A 15,567-nucleotide genomic window follows, 5' to 3' on the forward strand; every position below is an offset into this window, starting at 1 on the left:
GGGGGCTTACCGGTCGCTGCCGCTGGTCACACCGCCACCGCCCGTGCCGCGATCCGAGGTGCCGCTGCCTTTGGTCGCGCCGGACGGCGTGCTGGCCTTGCCGCCGCCGGCACTGGCGCGGCTGCTGCCCTGGGTCGAGTCGGACACGCCGCTGGCACGGCGCGAGTCGGTCGCCGGCCTGCCGCCGGTCGCGTCGCCGCCGCGGTTCGCCGCGGCATTGCCCGCGGTGTTCGCCGTCCCCCCGCCGCCGGGCGCTGCCTTCGCGCTGCCGGGCGGCTGACGTCCGCCGGACGGCGATCCGGTGGTGGGACTGCCGCCATGCTCGACATCGCCGGCGCGGGATTGACGCGAATCGCCGGCGCCGGCTTGTGCGCCACCCTGAGCGCCACTCTGGACACCACCTTGCCCGCTTCCTTGCGTGTTCGACTGCGCGCCCTGCCCGGGACCGACCGCGCCGCGCGCACCGCCGCTGAGGGGACCGCTGGCGCCGCCCGCCGTGCCGGTCGCCGCACCGGCTTCGGCGCCGGTTCCCGACGATGTCGCGCCCGTGCCCGTGTTGCCCTGCGCGCTAGCGCCTTCGCTCATGCCGGTCGATCCCGCCTTGCCGCTGCCGCCGCTCGAGCGGCCCTGCGCCATCGCAAGCTGGCTGGCCAGCGCGAGGCAGGATGCGGCCACCACCAGCAGATGTCGTGGTTTCATGCTGTCCCTCCTGATTGTCGACGTGGCGACCCACGCGATCTCTGCGCGATCTCCAATCCCCCTCTTCACGCAAGCCGCATGCCGGCATGTGGGCACGATCCGCGGCATGCGGACGCCGCGCCGCGCGGCATGCTTGCAGAATTTGCTCCACGGACTTGCATATTTGGGGCCGGCACGCCCCGCGTATCGGCGAACGCTTCCCCCGTGGATCACGGCGCGGTGGCGAACGCGCTGGCCGGCACGCGGGCCGAGCGCCGCGCCAACCGTTCGAACTCGACCATGTCGTGGCCGCAGCAGACCGTCATGTGGCCATCGCGCCGTTCCTTCAGTTCGCGCAGATGCCGTTGCGTGGCCAGCCGCGCCTCGCGGTCCTTTTCCATCATCCATTGATAGAAGCGCAGCCCTGGCGTGCAGTACGGCCGCGCCGGGTCGAGTTCGCCGTGATGGAAATAGGCGTCGCCGGCCTGCAGCAGCCACTCGCCCTGCGCCTGTACCGCAATGCCCGCGTGGCCGAAGGTGTGGCCCGGCAATGCAACCAACGCCATCTCGGGCGGCAGGCCGTCGAGCGTGCGCACCTGGTCGAAGCCGTACCAGCGCTCGCCGGCGTCCGGCGCGTAGGCGCGCCAGCGCTCCTGCGTCGACCACTGCTGCGGGCGAAAGCGCTGGCGGTCCAGCCACGTACGTTGCAGCCGCGCATAGTCGCGTTCGGCGGCCATCAGGTGCACGGTGGCCCAGGGAAAGTCGTCGAGGCCGCCGGCATGGTCGAAGTCCAGATGCGTCAGCACGATGTGCCGCACGTCGCGCGGATCGAAGCCCAGCGCCTCCACCTGCCGATAGGCCGTCATCTCGTCGCGGAAATCGGGCCGCAGCAGCGTCAGGAAGAAGGCGCTCAGGCGCGAGCGCGGATCCTGCACGTCGCGCCGGCCGAGGCCGGTATCGACCAGCACCAGGCACTCCGGCAACTCGACGAGCAGGCAGTGGCAGGCCAGTTCGCCGCGCTCGAGGATCGAGCGCGAACGCCCGTCCATCAGCCGCCCGCCGAGCGGACAGGTCGAGATGCAGTTCAGATGATGGATCCGCATGAATGCCCTCCGGTTGGATCCACCGTTCGTGCAAGTCCCATTCCAGGCCACCTTCGCGGCGCGCATGGCGCGGGGTCTGTGACCGGCCGCACTGACCGGCGGCGTGCGCCGGCTCACCATCGTGCCGTGCGCGCCGTGCGCTGACCGGGACAGCCGATGCTGATTACGCAAGACGATCCGACCATGGGCCCCTCGTTTTCGCTGGGGAACCGCGTGCAGCGGCAGATCTGGAACTGGGTCTGGCTGTTGCTGTTCCGCCCCAGCCCGCGGCCCGCGCATGCGTGGCGCGCCGCGCTGCTGCGGCTGTTCGGCGCACAGCTTGGGCGGCATGTTCATGTCTATCCCGGCGTGCGGATCTGGGCGCCGTGGAATCTGCGCATCGGCAACAATGCCGGCGTGGCCGACGGCGTCACGCTGTACAACATCGAACGGATCGACATCGGCGAGTACTGCGTGGTGTCGCAAGGCGCGCATCTGTGCACCGGTTCGCACGACTACAACAGCCCGAACTTCCAGCTGATCGCGTTCCCGATCACGCTCGCCCCGCGGGTATGGATCTGCGCCGAGTGCTTCGTCGCGCCCGGCGTGTCGGTGCCCGAAGGCGCGGTGGTCGCGCCGCGCTCGGTGGTCACCAAGCCGCTGCCGACCGCGTGGACCGTTTACGGCGGCACGCCGGCAAGGCCGATCGGCAAGCGCAAGCCGCAGGGACGCTGATCGGCGACGCGCAGCGCGGTACTGCGTTCAGCCAACCAGGTCCATCACGATCTGCTGGTAGGTCTCGGCGAAGCGCCGACGGCGCCGTACCAGGTCGTCGCGCGCAACGCGCGCCTGTTCGGCGTCCCGTTCCGGCGCCGCCGGGCCGGCAAGGACCTGCGCCATGGCGTCGGCCAGGGCCGGCGCATCGTCCGGCGCGAAATAGACGCCGCGCGGCGGTGCCTGTTCCCGATGCACCTCGATATCGGACAGCAGGATCGGCTTGTCCAGCGACTTGGCCTCCTCCACCGTGGTGCTCCATCCTTCGAAGCGCGACGGATTGATCAGCGCGGCCGCGCCGCGCATCAGGCCGGTCAGATCGCCGTGGGGCACCACGCCGAGGAAACGGAAATGCCGTTGCAGCCCGGCCTCCTCGACGCTTCGGAACAACCGCTGGCCATAGCCGGGCTTGCGATGGTCCGCGGTCTGGCCGGTGGACAGCACCAGCGCGTCGATCCCGCGCCGACGCAGCAGGCGCAGCGCCTCGACCACGATGCCGTGGTTCTTGTGCTGCCACAGCTGGTTCGGCAAGTGAAAGTAGGGGCCGCGAAAGTCGTAGCGGCGTTCCAGTTCGGACACCGGCGGCGCCGGCGCCAGCGGATTGATGTTGGCGACGAACTGCAGCACGCGGGCGCGATGCGCCTGCGCCGGAAAGCAGCGCTGCAGGTCGCGGCACGCGGCGTGGCTGCTGACCAGTATCCGGGCCGAGCCCTCGCACAAGGAGGCGAACAGGCGATCGCGCATCGCGATCTCTTCGGCCGAGAACATCTCGGGCAGATGCAGATGCTGGAAATCCGGGATCCAGCCGAGCGTCGGCACGCCGGCGCGCGGACCGAGCGGGTTGTGGTGCGACAGCACCGCGATGCCCTTGCGGACCAGATAGCGCGCCAGCATCAGGTCGTTGCCGCTGGCCGCCTGGCATGCCTTGCGCATGTACCACCACGGATGGCGGCGGTCGAGCAGGCCCGTGCGGTGGACCGGCAGCGGCGGCATGCCATCGAGCAGATACGCCGGCGTACGCGCGCCGGTCAGGATCACCGGATCGATGGTCCGTTCGGGCAGCGTGTGCAACGCCCACAGCAGGTTGCGGAAGTAACTGATGCCGCCGAGCCAGCCACGATCCTGGAAGGCAAAGACGAAGCCGACCCTAGTCATCGCAGGCCGCCTCGAACCAGCGCGCAAAGCGCTGCACGCCCTCTTCCAGCCGGATTTGGGGGGCCCAGCCGGTGCTCAGCGTATGGCCGATATCGGCACGCTGGTCGCAGGGATCGCCATGGCGCGCCTCGCGCGAAAACCGCGGATGACGCGCGGGCGCCAGCTCCCGATACAGCAGCGCCAGTACCTGCCTGACCGTGGTGGCCGTGCCGCTTGCCCCGTTGTAGATCGCGCACGCCGGCGAGGCATGCGGCGCCACCGCGGCCACCAGGCGCGCCGCATCCTCGGCATGCAGCCAGTCGCGGCTCTCCTCGCCCGTGCCGCCATAGAGGTCGTCGCGCTGACGGATCTTGCGGCAGGCGTCCCACAGCAATTGCTTGCGCTGGCCCTCTCCATACAACGAGAAGAAGCGGACCACCGCGACCGGCACGCCGAAGTGCGCGCCATACGAGGCGCACAACTGTTCGGCCATCAGCTTGTGCGCGCCGTAGGGTGAGGCGGGCCGCAATGGCACCGTGCTCCCTTCGCGGGCCGGGCAATGCGCGGCGTCGCCATAGACGGCTGCGCTGGACGGATAGACCACCGGCGTGTTCGGGCAATGTCGACGGACATATTCGAGGACGGCGGCGGTACTGTCGACGGTGCGCGCGTGGTCGCCGAAGGGATCGCGCAGCGACGCCGACACCGAACCGCTGCCGGCGCAATGCACCAGCAGGTCGGGCTCGATCTCGAGCCGCTCCAGGCTCTCGAGCGCGACATTGGCGCGATGCCAGACCATGCGGCCCTGGCAGGCGCAACCCGGCAGCCCGTGACCAAGGCCGACCACGCGCCAGCCCGCGGCCAGATAGTGCTCCACGACGTAGCCGCCGAAGAAGCCCCTCGCCCCGGTCACCAGCACGGTCTTCTCAGTCATCGTCAAATCGCCTGCAACGCGTTGCCAACCCGAACGTTCGGTTGTGTGAACAATATAGCGTTGACGCCGGCAATCGAACGTTGCCTGGGCCTCATAACGTGAAGCGTCCTTGCTGACGGTCGTGCGGCGGGATCGGGAGCGCCCTGCGTGCTAGACGCAATGGCTGTGCAGCAGTTGCTTGACCTGTTCGCCGGCACTGCGCCAGTTCAGCCGTTCGGCGTACTCGCGGTACGCGCCCCGGGCGAGCGCGCCATAGTGCGGGGCGGACTGGAACACGCGCTCGATGTAGTCGCACCACTCGAGCGGATCGGCCTCGAGCTCGAAGGTCATGCCGTTGCGGCGATCGCGGACCGCGGTCGGAATGCCGCCGACGCGCGTGGCCAGCGACGGCAGGCCGAAGGAACTGGCCTCGGCCAGCACCACGCCGTAGCACTCGGCGGTCGACGGCAGCAGCAGGAAATGCGCCTCGCTCATCAGCCGCTCGAAACGGCGGCGGCCCTGCTCGGTCGTCTTCGGCACGAAGCCGTGCAGCTTGACGAAGCTCGGCGGCTCGTACGGCGGGCGGCAGCCGACCACATGCAGCTCGGTGGGCAGGCCGCGGCGGTTCAGGCACTGCGCCACCGCCAGCGCGGTTTCGCCGCCCTTGCGCGTCCAGTCCACGCCGACCAGCAACAGCCGGCACACGCGGTAGTCCTTGCCGAGCACGATCCGCTCGATATCCTGCGACGTGCGCCGGCAATCCAGGTTCGCGCCGAACGGCACCACCTTGACCTTGGCCGCATCGACGTCGTAGTGGCGCAGCGCGGTGGCGGCCGCCCATTCCGAGCTGAAGATCGCCAGCCGGCAGCGCGACAGCGCCTGCTGCTCGAGCCGATGGCCGTCGCGCAGCGTTTCCGCGCAGAAATTGCTGAAGCCGGGATAGAAGCCGACCATGCCGTCGAAGGTCGCGTCGGTCCAGATCGCGATCGGGCGGTCGGTGTCCAGGCACGACACCGGCAGCGTGCCGGGGCTGAGCACCGCGTCGCAATGCGCGCCCTCCAGGCGGCGCTGCACGCGCCGCGCATAGCGGCGCGCCACCGTCGGCGAGCGATCGCGCTGGTAATCGCGCCGCAGCAGCCGCCGATAGGCCAGCGCCTTGGCGCGCAGCAGGCAGGCCAGCACCGGCCCCTCGTCGACCTTGTCGATCACCTCGGTCTCGATCGCGCTGCTGCGCAGCGCGCGCGGGATATAGCTTGCCGATCCCGACCAGGCATGGGGATCGGAGGCATCGTATGTCGTCACATAGGCCACTCGCATGGTTCTCTCCAGCGGTGGCGGCGCAAGCCGGCTACAGGGGTAACTGCATCGCCCGTCGTCGCTGCTCCTGTACCTTCAGCACCACCATGTATTCGTAGATCGATACCAGCACGCAGTAATGAAATCCGGCCTTCCCGTCGATGAAGCCGAACTTCAGCAGGTACAGGTATAGAAAGCGCGCCACCGGCCGCATCGGCAGGCGGAACGACAGCTCTTTCAGCGCCCGCCGGCGCGCCGGCGGATCGGAGGCCAACAGCGAGGAAAAACGGAACTTGTCCTCGTCCAGACTGCGAATGGTCTCCAGCGCCTCCCCCATCGAATATTTGTTGTGCTTGTCGAACCAGGCGTCGAAGCCCTTGTTGAAGCTGTAGTGCAGGAAGTGATGGCGCAGGAAGCCGACCGACCCGTCGACTACCGGCGCCGGGTTGACGAGCCGCTCCCAGCGCACCTTGTCGGGCTGGAAGAAGCGCAGTACCCAGATCGGATAACCGCCGGCGAAGCGGATCCATTTGCCGAGAAAGTAGTTCTTGTAGCGCACGCGGTAGGCCACGGGCGCCGCGGCCTCATCGCCCGGCACCCGGTCGGCGATCTCGCGCAGCTCCGCCGCCAGCTCCGGGCTGACCACTTCGTCCGCGTCGGAGTAGTAGACCCACTTGTGCTTGAAGTCGATGTTCTCGTTGGCCCAGTTCTGATGGGCCGACCAGTTGTCGAACTTGCGCTGGAAGACGCGCGCGCCGTGGCGCCGTGCGATCTCCAGCGTCTGGTCCGTGCTGTACGAGTCGAGCACGACCACATCGTCGGACCACGACACCGATTCCAGGCACCGGGCGAGGTTCTTCTCCTCGTTCAGCGTCAGGATCAGCACCGACACCCGGGCCGTCTGGCATGGCACGGCATGCGTGCCGTCGGCGGCGGCCTGCGGCGTGTCGGGGCGCGCCACCGCCTGCGGCGGCAGGCTACGGGCCAGCGGAGCGGTCATTGGCCGTACCTCCGCAGCGCGATGCCCGCGCGCTGCAGCGCCGTGCGCAACGCGGCGGCGTTGACCAGCGGTTCGGTTTCGCCGCGCCGCCATGGTTCGGCGTAGCCCGGATGCACCGAGATCTCGGTGATGCCGTCGCGCAGCAGCTCCGGCAGCCGCGCGGCCCAGTCGGTGTTGTCGTGGTTGATCGCGCCGTAGTAATGGGTATGGCGCAGCCCGCTGAAGTAGCGCTGGCAATAGCTGTTCATCACCGCCTGGCGCGGATTGGCGGTGAAATAGAAGTTCTGCGGGCGCCGTACCCATTCGAGGCCGGCGCGTTCGAGTTCGGTGCGCAAGGAACTGATCACGATCGGGAACTTGTGCAGGTGGCCATGGCTGTCGACATAGGTGACCTCGACGCCGTTGTCGCGCAGCTCTTCGAGCTGGACGCGGAACTCGCGGGCGATATCGTGCTCGGACAGCATCCACGCGAGCGCGCGCACGCGCTGCCGATGGCTGGCGCGAAAGCGTCCGTCGCGCGAACACAGCGACGACGGCCGTCCCGCATGCGGCAGATGGCCATCGACCATGTTGAAATGCAGGCCGAACGAGAAGCGGCCGCGATTGCGGCGCGCGTAGTCGTACGCCTGCTGCGACGCCGGCCGGCCGGTCATGATGGTGGCGCTGGTCAGCAGCCCTGCCTCGAAGCAGGCAATGGTGGCGTCGCAGGTATCGGCATCCCAGCCGAAGTCATCGGCATTGAGGATCAGTTCTCGCATCTGGGGTCTCCCGGTCAACCGCTAAGGGGCCGCATGCGAAAGCGCCGGTCCCGAATCGCGGTCGGCCGGCGGGGCGCCATCGGCGCGGCCCTGGATGATGTCGAGCAGGCGTTCTCCGACCTGCCTGCTCTGGAAGCGGCGCGCGAACGAGAGCGGCGCGGCGGCGCGCATGCGCGCGCGCGTGGCCGCGTCGGCGGCCAGCCATTCGCGCAGCCCCTGTTCGGTGCCATCGACGGTATCGGTCCGCACGATGCCCGCGCCGTCGGCCTCGATCTCGCGCCAGATATTGACCTTGTCGGAGATCAGCACCGGCACGCCGCAACCGAGCGCCTCGACCACGGCCACGCCGAAGTTCTCCTGGTGCGACGGCAGGCAGAACACCTCGGCCGCATGGAAGGCGCCCCACTTCTGCGGGCCGGACAGCATGCCGGTCCAGACCACGCGCGGCGCGATGCCGACCCGTTCGGCCAGCATCTCCAGTTCCTCGCGCAGCGCCGGCGTGCCCGGGCCCGCGATCACCAGCTGCAGCGCCGGATCGACGTTGGCCACGCGCGCGAAGGCCTCGATCAGCAGATCGCAGCCTTTCTTCTCGTGGATGCGCCCAAAGAACAGCACGATGCGCTTGCCCTCGGTCTGCGGAAAGGCGGCGTGGAAGGCGGCGCGCAGCGTGCCGTCGTCGGCGGGCGGCTGCGCGGTGCCATAGGACGCGATGCGTTCGGTACAGCGGTACCAGGGAAACGACAGGCGAGCGCGCCGGCGCTCCTCGTCGCAGGTGAACAGCACCGCGGTCGCATGGCGCAGCGCGCGGCGCTCGAACAGCAGCCAGTACGCCAGCTTCTTCAGATGCTTGAGCGGATAGCGGGCCTTGAACCACGGATCCAGCATGCCGTGGGTGAACACGTAGTACGGCACCTTGCCGCGCAGCACCCGCAGCGCCGCAAGGCTGTGGAATTGCCACAGACCCTCGATGATCACCGCGTCGTAGCGCGCGCCGTGCTCGCGCAGCCATGGCACCAGCCGCGGGTTATAGGTGTAGATGCCCTTCGACGGCCCCAGCGCGATCACGTTGAGCTCGCTCTCGCGCACCCATGGCGCGGCGGGATCATCGCCGCAGACGACGTCGACATGCACGCCGCGTTCGACCAGCGGCATCCGCAACTGGCGCAGGCCTTCGATCGGGCCGCCGCCGGCCGGATTGATTGTCGCGATGATATGAAGAAGCTTCATGGCCCTGACCGTATCGGCATGCAGCAGAAGGGATGGCGCGCGCAACGGCGGAACGTGCCGCGCCAAGACGCGCCGTGCTGGCGGGCGGCGCTCCGTGCCACAAAGCGTAGGCAGCGCGATGGGCAAGCTCTGTTCGCTGGCGCACCCAGGGGCCGTGCCGACAGGCGGCGCCCGGAGGGTGGAAGCGGGAGGAAGGCGGGGTGGAGGAGGGACGAGGCGCCCGGCCCCGCGGCCATCATCCTGATGGTGGAGAACCCGCTCATCCATTTGGCGGGACCCTCGTTTGCGGGGTGCCTCCGGAGTGCGCGGCGCGATCCACGGCGGGGCGGACCGACACTGTTTCAGCGCTGTATCGACAGGCCACGCCAAGCCCGGCCTACTGCGATGGGAGCGTCATCGGCGAGGAGACGAGTTTCAACGCTGAAACATTATCCGACAAGCGCTGTTTCATTATTGAAACTCGAATGGGCGCATTTATTCTCACCCATTTGGGGAGGCTGGAAACGCTTATGGATCAAGGGTTACCGGATTATGAAAAGCGGTGGTAATCCCATCCTTCCGGGGCCCCGGAGGTGACTTGATTTCGACTGACTCAACCCATAAGATGCCCTAAACGGATTAAAGATAAATGTTTTGGGGTGGGGATCAGGGTTGGCTATCGGACCGGCGCACCACAGTGGCCTGGTGATGCCGACACCGACAGACGGGGGGAAGGCCTGAGCCGCTTCGCCGGGAAGCTACCTGCGATGGGGCAACTGCGTTCACCAGTGTGTTTACCTGTTTTCCGCCCACAGATACGGGGGAAAAAGAAGATGAATGCACTGTTGATTGAAAGCCATCCCTTGCTCCGGCTGGGCCTGCACCAGATGCTGGAGCGCATCGACGGAATCGACCAGGTCATCGCCATCGATCCCGCCGATGTCACGCTTCTCGATGGCACCGACGGCGACACCGACCTGATGGTGTTCGGCATGCCGCAGGATGTCGACGCCGGTTGGCAACTGCTGACCCAGGTTCGGCGGGTGCTCAACGCCCACCGCGTACTGCTGCTGTCCGATACGGTTCCCTTGCAGGTGCCCGCTGCCGCCATGGCGCAGGGCGTCTGTGGCTGCCTGCCGAAATCCGCCTCGCTCGCCGTGCTGGAAGCGGCCATTCGGCTGGCGATGGTCGGCGGCTATTTCGTGCGCGGCAACGGCGCCGCCGGCACGCTGTCGTCGTCGCTGCCGGGCGCAGGCTATGGCGGTCCGGTGGTCGCGCCGCCCTCGCTCGGCGCGCGCCCGGCGATCGCGGGTACCGCCACCGTATCGCCGCATCCGGCGATGCCGGCGTCCTCGCGCAGCGGCATCGTGCCGCCGCACGCCGCCGCGGCCGCGCCGCGGCCCGCACCGGTCGACACCGGCAGCGCGGAAGCAACCTACTACGACGAAGCCGAGATGCTGCAGATCACGCCGCGGCAATACGAGGTGCTGGTACTGCTGGCACGCGGCCATCCGATCAAGACGGTCAGCCGCATGCTCAATATCTCGGTGGCGACGGTCAAGAGCCACGCCTGCACGCTGTATCAGCGCTTGAAGGTGCGCAACAAGGGCGAGGCGGTCTACACCGCGCTGCAACGCGGCGCCAAGCTCGAATGGGTCAACGGCGATGGCGCGGCGCCGGTAGCGTCGGTCACGCGCATGCCGCGCCCGGCGAGCGACCGCGCGGAGATCGCCGACCTGCCGCTGCAGGCGGGAGGCGGCATGCGCTGACGCTGCGGGTTTCGAACGAAGGCGGGCCGGATATTTTCCGGCCCGTTTTCGTTTGGGTACCGCGGACGGCCGCGCGACATCGAACGCTGGCAACGACAACGTCAAGACGCGGCCCTGCAAACCCCTTCCGTGGCCCTGCCCTTCCACGCCGCATCAAATGTGTGACAACGCACCGATACCCAGTGCCTCGGCGGACACGATGGCAGCATCCGGGGGACATGGCCGTGCGCGTGTCCATGTGCAAGTCGCAGTGGGGGGAGGTTGCCATGAAAGCATTGGAACAGCATCAGCAACGCGGTCCACGCAGTGTGCGCCGCGGTCGATCGGTGGCGGGACTGGTCGCCGCCGGCGCGGTGGGTGCGGCGGCGCTGCTGGCCGGTTGCGCCAGTTCGCCGGGCATGTATTTCGACAAGCAGGCGCCGGTCTCCGCGATCGGCCCCGATGCGGTGCCCAAGATCACGCCGATCACGATGGACCTGGTGCGCGAGCTGCGCAACAACTCGCGCCGCGACAACGAGAACGTCGAGGAACTGTTCGCCGCGCCGCAGCCGTATCGCGTCGGCCCCGGCGACATCATCTCGGTGGTCGTCTGGGACCACCCCGAACTCGTGTTCCCGACCCAGACCTACAGCATCGGCCAGGCCTACGAACTGCCGAGCACCGGCGGCAGCCCCAACGTGCCCGGCTATGTGGTCAGCCCGCACGGCGACATCCAGTTTCCGTATGCCGGCGTGATGAAGGTCGCCGGCAAGACCGCCAACGAGGTGCGCGACCAGATCGCCAAGGCGCTGTCGCGCGTGGTGCGCGATCCGCAGATGACGGTGCGCGTGCTGGCGTTCCGCAGCCAGCGCGTCTATGTCGACGGCGAAGTCAAGACACCGGGCATGCTGCCGATCGACGACGCGCCGATGACGCTGGTCGAGGCACTGAACCGCGCCGGCGGCGTGCTGACGCAGACCGGCGACAGCAGCCGCATCCGCGTGACGCGCGGCGAGCGCAGCTGGTACATCAACATGCCGGCGCTGCTGGCCAAGGGTGTCGACCCGTCGCGCATCCTGCTGCGCAACGGCGACATCGTTCGCGTCGAACAGCGCGAGGACAGCAAGGTGTTCGTGACCGGCGAAGTGCTGCGTCCCACCGCGTTGCTGATGAGAAACGGCCGCATGACGCTGAACGAGGCGCTCGGCGATGCCGGCGGCGTGAATCCGAGCTCGGCCAGCGCCGATCAGATCTACGTGATTCGCAAGACCACGGCCGGCGAAGAACCGAAGGTGTTCCACCTCGACGGCAGCTCGCCGGTAGCCCTGGCCATCGCCGAAGGATTCGAGCTCGAGCCGAAGGACGTCGTCTACGTCGATGCGCGCGAACTGGTGCGCTGGAGCCGCGTCATCAACCTGCTGATCCCGTCGACGCAGCCGGTAATCGGCACGGCCGGCGTGGTCCGATAGGCGGCGCGATGATCCGAACCATTCTGGTGGTCTGCATCGGCAATACCTGTCGCAGTCCGATGGCGGAAGTCCTGCTGCGGCAGGCGCTGCCGACGTGCGAGGTGGCCTCCGCGGGACTGGCGCCGCCGGTCGGCGCGGCGGCGCACCCGTGCGCGATCGCGCTGATGGCCGCCGAAGGGCATGAACTGCGCGGGCATCGCGCCCGCGTCGTCGACGCGCAGCTGGTGGACTGGGCCGATCTGGTGCTGGTGATGGACCTCGAGCAGCGCGACGAGGTCGAGCGCCGGTTTCCGGATGCACGCGGCCGCGTCTATCGCATCGGCGAATTCATCGCGGCCGACGTGCCCGATCCCTTCGGCGGTTCGCACAGCATGTTCGCCATCGCACTCGGCTTGATCAAGACGGGCATCGAATCCTGGTCGGTACGCATACGAGCCATTGCGCCGGCCGAATGTCACGGGGAGGCATCATGAACAGCAACAACATCCGGAGCACCCACGCCGAGCGCGCGGACGACCGCGACGGCATGGTCGATCTGACATCCTGGTTCGACGTGCTGGCGCGATACCGTTGGACCTTCCTGACGGTGGCGGGCCTGGTCATCGCGCTCGGTGCGATCTATGCGTTGATCGCACGCCCGGTCTATCGCGCCGACATCATGGTGCAGGTGGAGGAGAGCACCAACACCACCGCGGCGACCAATCGCGTGGCCGCGCAGATCTCGCCGGTGATCGAGGTCAAGTCGGCCGCCTCCGCCGAGATCGAACTGCTGCAATCGCGCATGGTGGTCGGGCGCGCCGTCGACAACCTGATGCTGAACGTCGAGGCGTCGCCGCGCTACTTCCCGGTCATCGGCCGCGCGATCGCGCAGAACAACAGCGAACTGTCGCGGCCGGGGCTGTTCGGTTGGGGCGGCTTCGCCTGGGGCAGCGAATCGATCGCGGTCAGCGAGCTGACGGTGCCGGCCGAGATGGACGAACGCAGGATCACGGTCACCGCGCTCGGCAACGGCGAATACCGCGTCGGCTTCGACAGCGATCCGGCCCGCGCCAACGGCAAGGTCGGCGAGCCGCTGACCGTCAAGACCGCCTACGGCCCCGTCAACCTGACCATCAGCAAGCTCGACGGCCGTCCCGGCGCGCAGTTCACGCTGCGCCATCTGCCGCGCCTGGCCGCGATCGCCCGCCTGCAGCAGCAGCTGCACATCATGGAGCGCGGCAAGCAGAGCGGCGTGATCGGCGTCACGCTCGAAGGCGATTCGCCGCAGCTGACCGCGGCGATCCTCAACGAGATCGGCATGGAGTACGTCGAGCAGAACGTCCGCCGCAAGGCCGCGGAAGCGGAGAAGTCGCTCGAATTCCTGCAAGGCCAGATGCCGCAGCTGCGCCAGCAGGTGGAGGCCGCCGAATCGCGCTATAACGCGATGCGCAACCAGCGCGGCACGGTGGATCTGAGCGAGGAATCGAAGCTGATCCTGGCGCAGTCGGTGCAGATCCAGACCCGCTTGCAGGAACTGAAGCAGAAGCGCCAGGAACTGGCGATGCGCTTCGTCGGCGACCACCCCAGCATCACCGCGATCGACGGCCAGATCGACAGCCTGACCGCGCAGCTGAACGGCGTCACCGGCCGCATCCAGCGCCTGCCCGATGTCGAGCAGAACGTGCTGCGGCTGATGCGCGACGTCAAGGTCAACACCGAGCTCTATCAGGCCCTGCTCAACGACGTGCAGCAGCTCAAGCTGATGAAGGCGAGCAAGGTCGGCACCGCGCGCCTGGTCGATCCGGCCAACGTGCCGCTCAAGCCGGTGCGGCCGAACCGCCCGCTGATCGTCGCGGTGGCGGTGGGCCTGGGCGTGCTGGCCGGCCTGCTGATGGTGGTGGTGCGCCGCTCGCTCGATGGCGGGCTGACCGACGCCGACGAGATCGAGCAGCAGACCGGCCTGACGGTCTACGCGACGATCCCGCTGAGCCAGCAGCAGACCCGCAAGTTCGGCGGCGCCAAGCCGCTGCCCGGCCTGCTCGCGCTGCAGGAGCCCGAGGACCCGGCGATGGAGAGCCTGCGCAGCTTCCGCACCGCGCTGCAGTTCGCGCTGGTCGGCAGCCGCAACCGCATCGTGGTGATCACGGGCCCCGCGCCGGGCGTCGGCAAGTCGTTCATCGCCGCCAACTTCGCCGCGATCCTCGGCGCCGGCGGCAAGCGGGTCGCGCTGGTCGACGCCGACCTGCGCCGCGGCGGGCTGAACCACCGCTTCGGCTCGCGCCGCTCGCCGGGCCTGAGCGACGTGCTGCTCGGCACGCCGCTGGACAAGGTGGTGCAGCGCCAGGTCGCGCCGGGGCTGGACTTCATCCCGACCGGGGCGCAGGCGCCGCAGCCGGCCGACATGCTGAACAGCCCGGGCATGGAGGCGCTGATCGACGAGCTGAAGGCGCGCTACGACGTGGTGCTGATCGATTCGCCGCCGGTGCTGGCGGCCGCCGATGCCGGCATCCTGGCCAGCCGGGCGGGCGCGGTGTTCCTGGTGGCGCGCGCCGATGTCACCACCGCCAGCGAACTGCAGGCGACCGACAAGGCGATCCGTCATGCCGGCGGCGACGTCAAGGGCGTGCTGTTCAACGGCCTGCACGTCGAGGGCCGCTGGTACCGCTCGCACTACCACTTCGGCAAGTATCGCTATATGAACCAGTACAGCGCGATCAAGGCCAGGCGAGCCTGATTCGCGCCGCCTTCGTCGCTGCCGTCGCATCGATGCCGATCCCCGCCGCGCGCGGGGATCGGCGTTTTGTAGGACAGCGGGCGCGCGCCGCGTAGGACGGCGCTGTCGGTCTTCTTGCCATTTGTAAGCAGTTGTTGGAACGCGGAAACGGCGACGGCCGCTTGCCATCAAAAATCGAGCGGGCGGCAGCATCTCTGTAGCGCGTGCCGCCACCGTCGTCCCCGCGGCCTGCACGGCCGCGGGCTTCGTTCGATAACAACTGACGAGGTCCGATATGTCCCGAAACCTGACTGTGCGCAACCGAACCGCCCTGGCGGCGCTGGCCGCGGGTCTGATCAGCGCGACCGCCTTTGCGCAGGCGCCGATGGCGCCCTCCACCGGCACCGGTGCCGACACCAGCGTTGGCGCGGGTGCCGCCGCTGGCGCCGGCGGTACCGGTGTCGGCGCGGGTGCCGGTGCCAGCGTTGGCGCCGGCGCTGGTGCCGGCACGATGGCGCCCGCCGGCGCCGCCTCCACCATGCCGACGACCGGCCCCGCTCCCGGCAGCGTTCCGGCCGGCATGGTCGCCGTTCCTCACGGGCCGGGCGTCTATCAGCTCCAGCCGAAGCTGGACCCGCTGGTCGAGCGGCGCATGGCACGCGCCGAGGCACGCGGTGAGTACCGCGCGCGCAAGTCCGAGGCGCGGCAGGAATACCGGCAGGAAGTAAACGCCGCCAAGCAGGAGCGCAAGGCGGAGATGCGCGAGGCCAACGAGGAAGCCAAGCGCGAACTGACCACCCCGCCGGCGCGCTGATGC

The 15,567-nt window shown here is 68.6% G+C and carries 14 protein-coding genes; 6 read left to right on the plus strand and 8 right to left on the minus strand.

Annotated features, from left to right (window positions below):
• Positions 1-6: 6 nt before the first annotated feature.
• Both F7Q96_RS11240 and F7Q96_RS11245 read right to left on the minus strand, forming a co-directional pair.
• Positions 7-699, minus strand: a complete 693-nt coding sequence (locus F7Q96_RS11240; protein WP_053823285.1) for a hypothetical protein — start codon at positions 697-699, stop codon at positions 7-9.
• A 209-nt stretch (positions 700-908) separates the two neighbouring features.
• Positions 909-1,781, minus strand: a complete 873-nt coding sequence (locus tag F7Q96_RS11245; RefSeq protein ID WP_053823284.1) for an MBL fold metallo-hydrolase — start codon at positions 1,779-1,781, stop codon at positions 909-911.
• 156 nt (positions 1,782-1,937) lie between these two features.
• Here F7Q96_RS11245 and F7Q96_RS11250 point away from each other — a divergent pair, with 156 nt between their 5' ends.
• Positions 1,938-2,495 carry an LbetaH domain-containing protein gene (locus F7Q96_RS11250; protein ID WP_053823283.1) on the plus strand — a complete coding sequence of 186 codons (558 nt, stop codon included), beginning with the start codon at positions 1,938-1,940 and terminating at the stop codon, positions 2,493-2,495.
• A 27-nt stretch (positions 2,496-2,522) separates the two neighbouring features.
• On the opposite strand, the gene F7Q96_RS11255 is transcribed toward F7Q96_RS11250, so the two are convergent.
• The 6 genes from F7Q96_RS11255 to F7Q96_RS11280 all read right to left on the minus strand — a co-directional run bounded on the left by F7Q96_RS11255 (position 2,523) and on the right by F7Q96_RS11280 (position 8,862).
• Complete coding sequence (locus tag F7Q96_RS11255) at positions 2,523-3,689, minus strand: glycosyltransferase family 4 protein (RefSeq protein ID WP_053823282.1); 1,167 nt, start codon at positions 3,687-3,689, stop codon at positions 2,523-2,525.
• A complete protein-coding gene (locus tag F7Q96_RS11260; RefSeq protein ID WP_053823281.1) occupies positions 3,682-4,602 on the minus strand; it encodes an NAD-dependent epimerase/dehydratase family protein in 921 nt (306 codons plus the stop codon). Before F7Q96_RS11260 ends, F7Q96_RS11255 begins: the two co-directional genes overlap by 8 nt.
• A gap of 150 nt (positions 4,603-4,752) precedes the next feature.
• Positions 4,753-5,898 carry a glycosyltransferase family 4 protein gene (locus F7Q96_RS11265; RefSeq protein ID WP_053823280.1) on the minus strand — a complete coding sequence of 382 codons (1,146 nt, stop codon included), beginning with the start codon at positions 5,896-5,898 and terminating at the stop codon, positions 4,753-4,755.
• Between the two features lie 31 nt (positions 5,899-5,929).
• The gene (locus F7Q96_RS11270; RefSeq protein WP_082371666.1) at positions 5,930-6,877 is read right to left on the minus strand and encodes a glycosyltransferase family 2 protein; all 948 of its coding nucleotides are present in this window, start codon (positions 6,875-6,877) and stop codon (positions 5,930-5,932) included.
• Positions 6,874-7,635 (minus strand): ChbG/HpnK family deacetylase, encoded by a 762-nt coding sequence (locus F7Q96_RS11275; protein ID WP_151022647.1) that lies wholly within the window; start codon positions 7,633-7,635, stop codon positions 6,874-6,876. The genes F7Q96_RS11270 and F7Q96_RS11275 overlap by 4 nt, the downstream gene beginning before the upstream one ends.
• A gap of 21 nt (positions 7,636-7,656) precedes the next feature.
• Complete coding sequence (locus F7Q96_RS11280; RefSeq protein ID WP_053823278.1) at positions 7,657-8,862, minus strand: glycosyltransferase; 1,206 nt, start codon at positions 8,860-8,862, stop codon at positions 7,657-7,659.
• Between the two features lie 812 nt (positions 8,863-9,674).
• Between F7Q96_RS11280 and F7Q96_RS11285 the strand changes: the two genes are divergently transcribed.
• The 5 genes from F7Q96_RS11285 to F7Q96_RS26810 all read left to right on the plus strand — a co-directional run bounded on the left by F7Q96_RS11285 (position 9,675) and on the right by F7Q96_RS26810 (position 15,564).
• The gene (locus F7Q96_RS11285; protein ID WP_053823277.1) at positions 9,675-10,610 is read left to right on the plus strand and encodes a response regulator transcription factor; all 936 of its coding nucleotides are present in this window, start codon (positions 9,675-9,677) and stop codon (positions 10,608-10,610) included.
• Between the two features lie 266 nt (positions 10,611-10,876).
• Entirely contained in the window at positions 10,877-12,058 is a 1,182-nt protein-coding gene (locus F7Q96_RS11290) for a polysaccharide biosynthesis/export family protein (protein WP_053824509.1), read from the plus strand.
• Between the two features lie 8 nt (positions 12,059-12,066).
• Positions 12,067-12,531: a low molecular weight protein-tyrosine-phosphatase gene (locus F7Q96_RS11295; protein WP_053823276.1), complete on the plus strand. Its 465-nt coding sequence runs from the start codon at positions 12,067-12,069 to the stop codon at positions 12,529-12,531.
• The gene (locus tag F7Q96_RS11300) at positions 12,528-14,771 is read left to right on the plus strand and encodes a polysaccharide biosynthesis tyrosine autokinase (protein ID WP_053823275.1); all 2,244 of its coding nucleotides are present in this window, start codon (positions 12,528-12,530) and stop codon (positions 14,769-14,771) included. The genes F7Q96_RS11295 and F7Q96_RS11300 overlap by 4 nt, the downstream gene beginning before the upstream one ends.
• Before the next feature lie 274 nt (positions 14,772-15,045).
• On the plus strand, positions 15,046-15,564 hold the full coding sequence (locus F7Q96_RS26810) for a hypothetical protein (protein ID WP_053823274.1): 519 nt from the start codon (positions 15,046-15,048) through the stop codon (positions 15,562-15,564).
• Positions 15,565-15,567 lie beyond the last annotated feature (3 nt).

It is taken from the genome of Cupriavidus gilardii (assembly GCF_008801915.1).
In the GTDB taxonomy this organism is placed as follows: domain Bacteria; phylum Pseudomonadota; class Gammaproteobacteria; order Burkholderiales; family Burkholderiaceae; genus Cupriavidus; species Cupriavidus gilardii.

Bases quoted from the DNA above. Each gene is read 5' to 3' on its own strand.
- F7Q96_RS11240 (WP_053823285.1), bottom strand. From the start codon at position 699: ATGAAACCACGACATCTGCTGGTGGTGGCCGCATCCTGCCTCGCGCTG.
- F7Q96_RS11245 (WP_053823284.1), bottom strand. From the start codon at position 1,781: ATGCGGATCCATCATCTGAACTGCATCTCGACCTGTCCGCTCGGCGGG.
- F7Q96_RS11250 (WP_053823283.1), top strand. From the start codon at position 1,938: ATGCTGATTACGCAAGACGATCCGACCATGGGCCCCTCGTTTTCGCTG.
- F7Q96_RS11255 (WP_053823282.1), bottom strand. From the start codon at position 3,689: ATGACTAGGGTCGGCTTCGTCTTTGCCTTCCAGGATCGTGGCTGGCTC.
- F7Q96_RS11260 (WP_053823281.1), bottom strand. From the start codon at position 4,602: ATGACTGAGAAGACCGTGCTGGTGACCGGGGCGAGGGGCTTCTTCGGC.
- F7Q96_RS11265 (WP_053823280.1), bottom strand. From the start codon at position 5,898: ATGCGAGTGGCCTATGTGACGACATACGATGCCTCCGATCCCCATGCC.
- F7Q96_RS11270 (WP_082371666.1), bottom strand. From the start codon at position 6,877: ATGACCGCTCCGCTGGCCCGTAGCCTGCCGCCGCAGGCGGTGGCGCGC.
- F7Q96_RS11275 (WP_151022647.1), bottom strand. From the start codon at position 7,635: ATGCGAGAACTGATCCTCAATGCCGATGACTTCGGCTGGGATGCCGAT.
- F7Q96_RS11280 (WP_053823278.1), bottom strand. From the start codon at position 8,862: ATGAAGCTTCTTCATATCATCGCGACAATCAATCCGGCCGGCGGCGGC.
- F7Q96_RS11285 (WP_053823277.1), top strand. From the start codon at position 9,675: ATGAATGCACTGTTGATTGAAAGCCATCCCTTGCTCCGGCTGGGCCTG.
- F7Q96_RS11290 (WP_053824509.1), top strand. From the start codon at position 10,877: ATGAAAGCATTGGAACAGCATCAGCAACGCGGTCCACGCAGTGTGCGC.
- F7Q96_RS11295 (WP_053823276.1), top strand. From the start codon at position 12,067: ATGATCCGAACCATTCTGGTGGTCTGCATCGGCAATACCTGTCGCAGT.
- F7Q96_RS11300 (WP_053823275.1), top strand. From the start codon at position 12,528: ATGAACAGCAACAACATCCGGAGCACCCACGCCGAGCGCGCGGACGAC.
- F7Q96_RS26810 (WP_053823274.1), top strand. From the start codon at position 15,046: ATGTCCCGAAACCTGACTGTGCGCAACCGAACCGCCCTGGCGGCGCTG.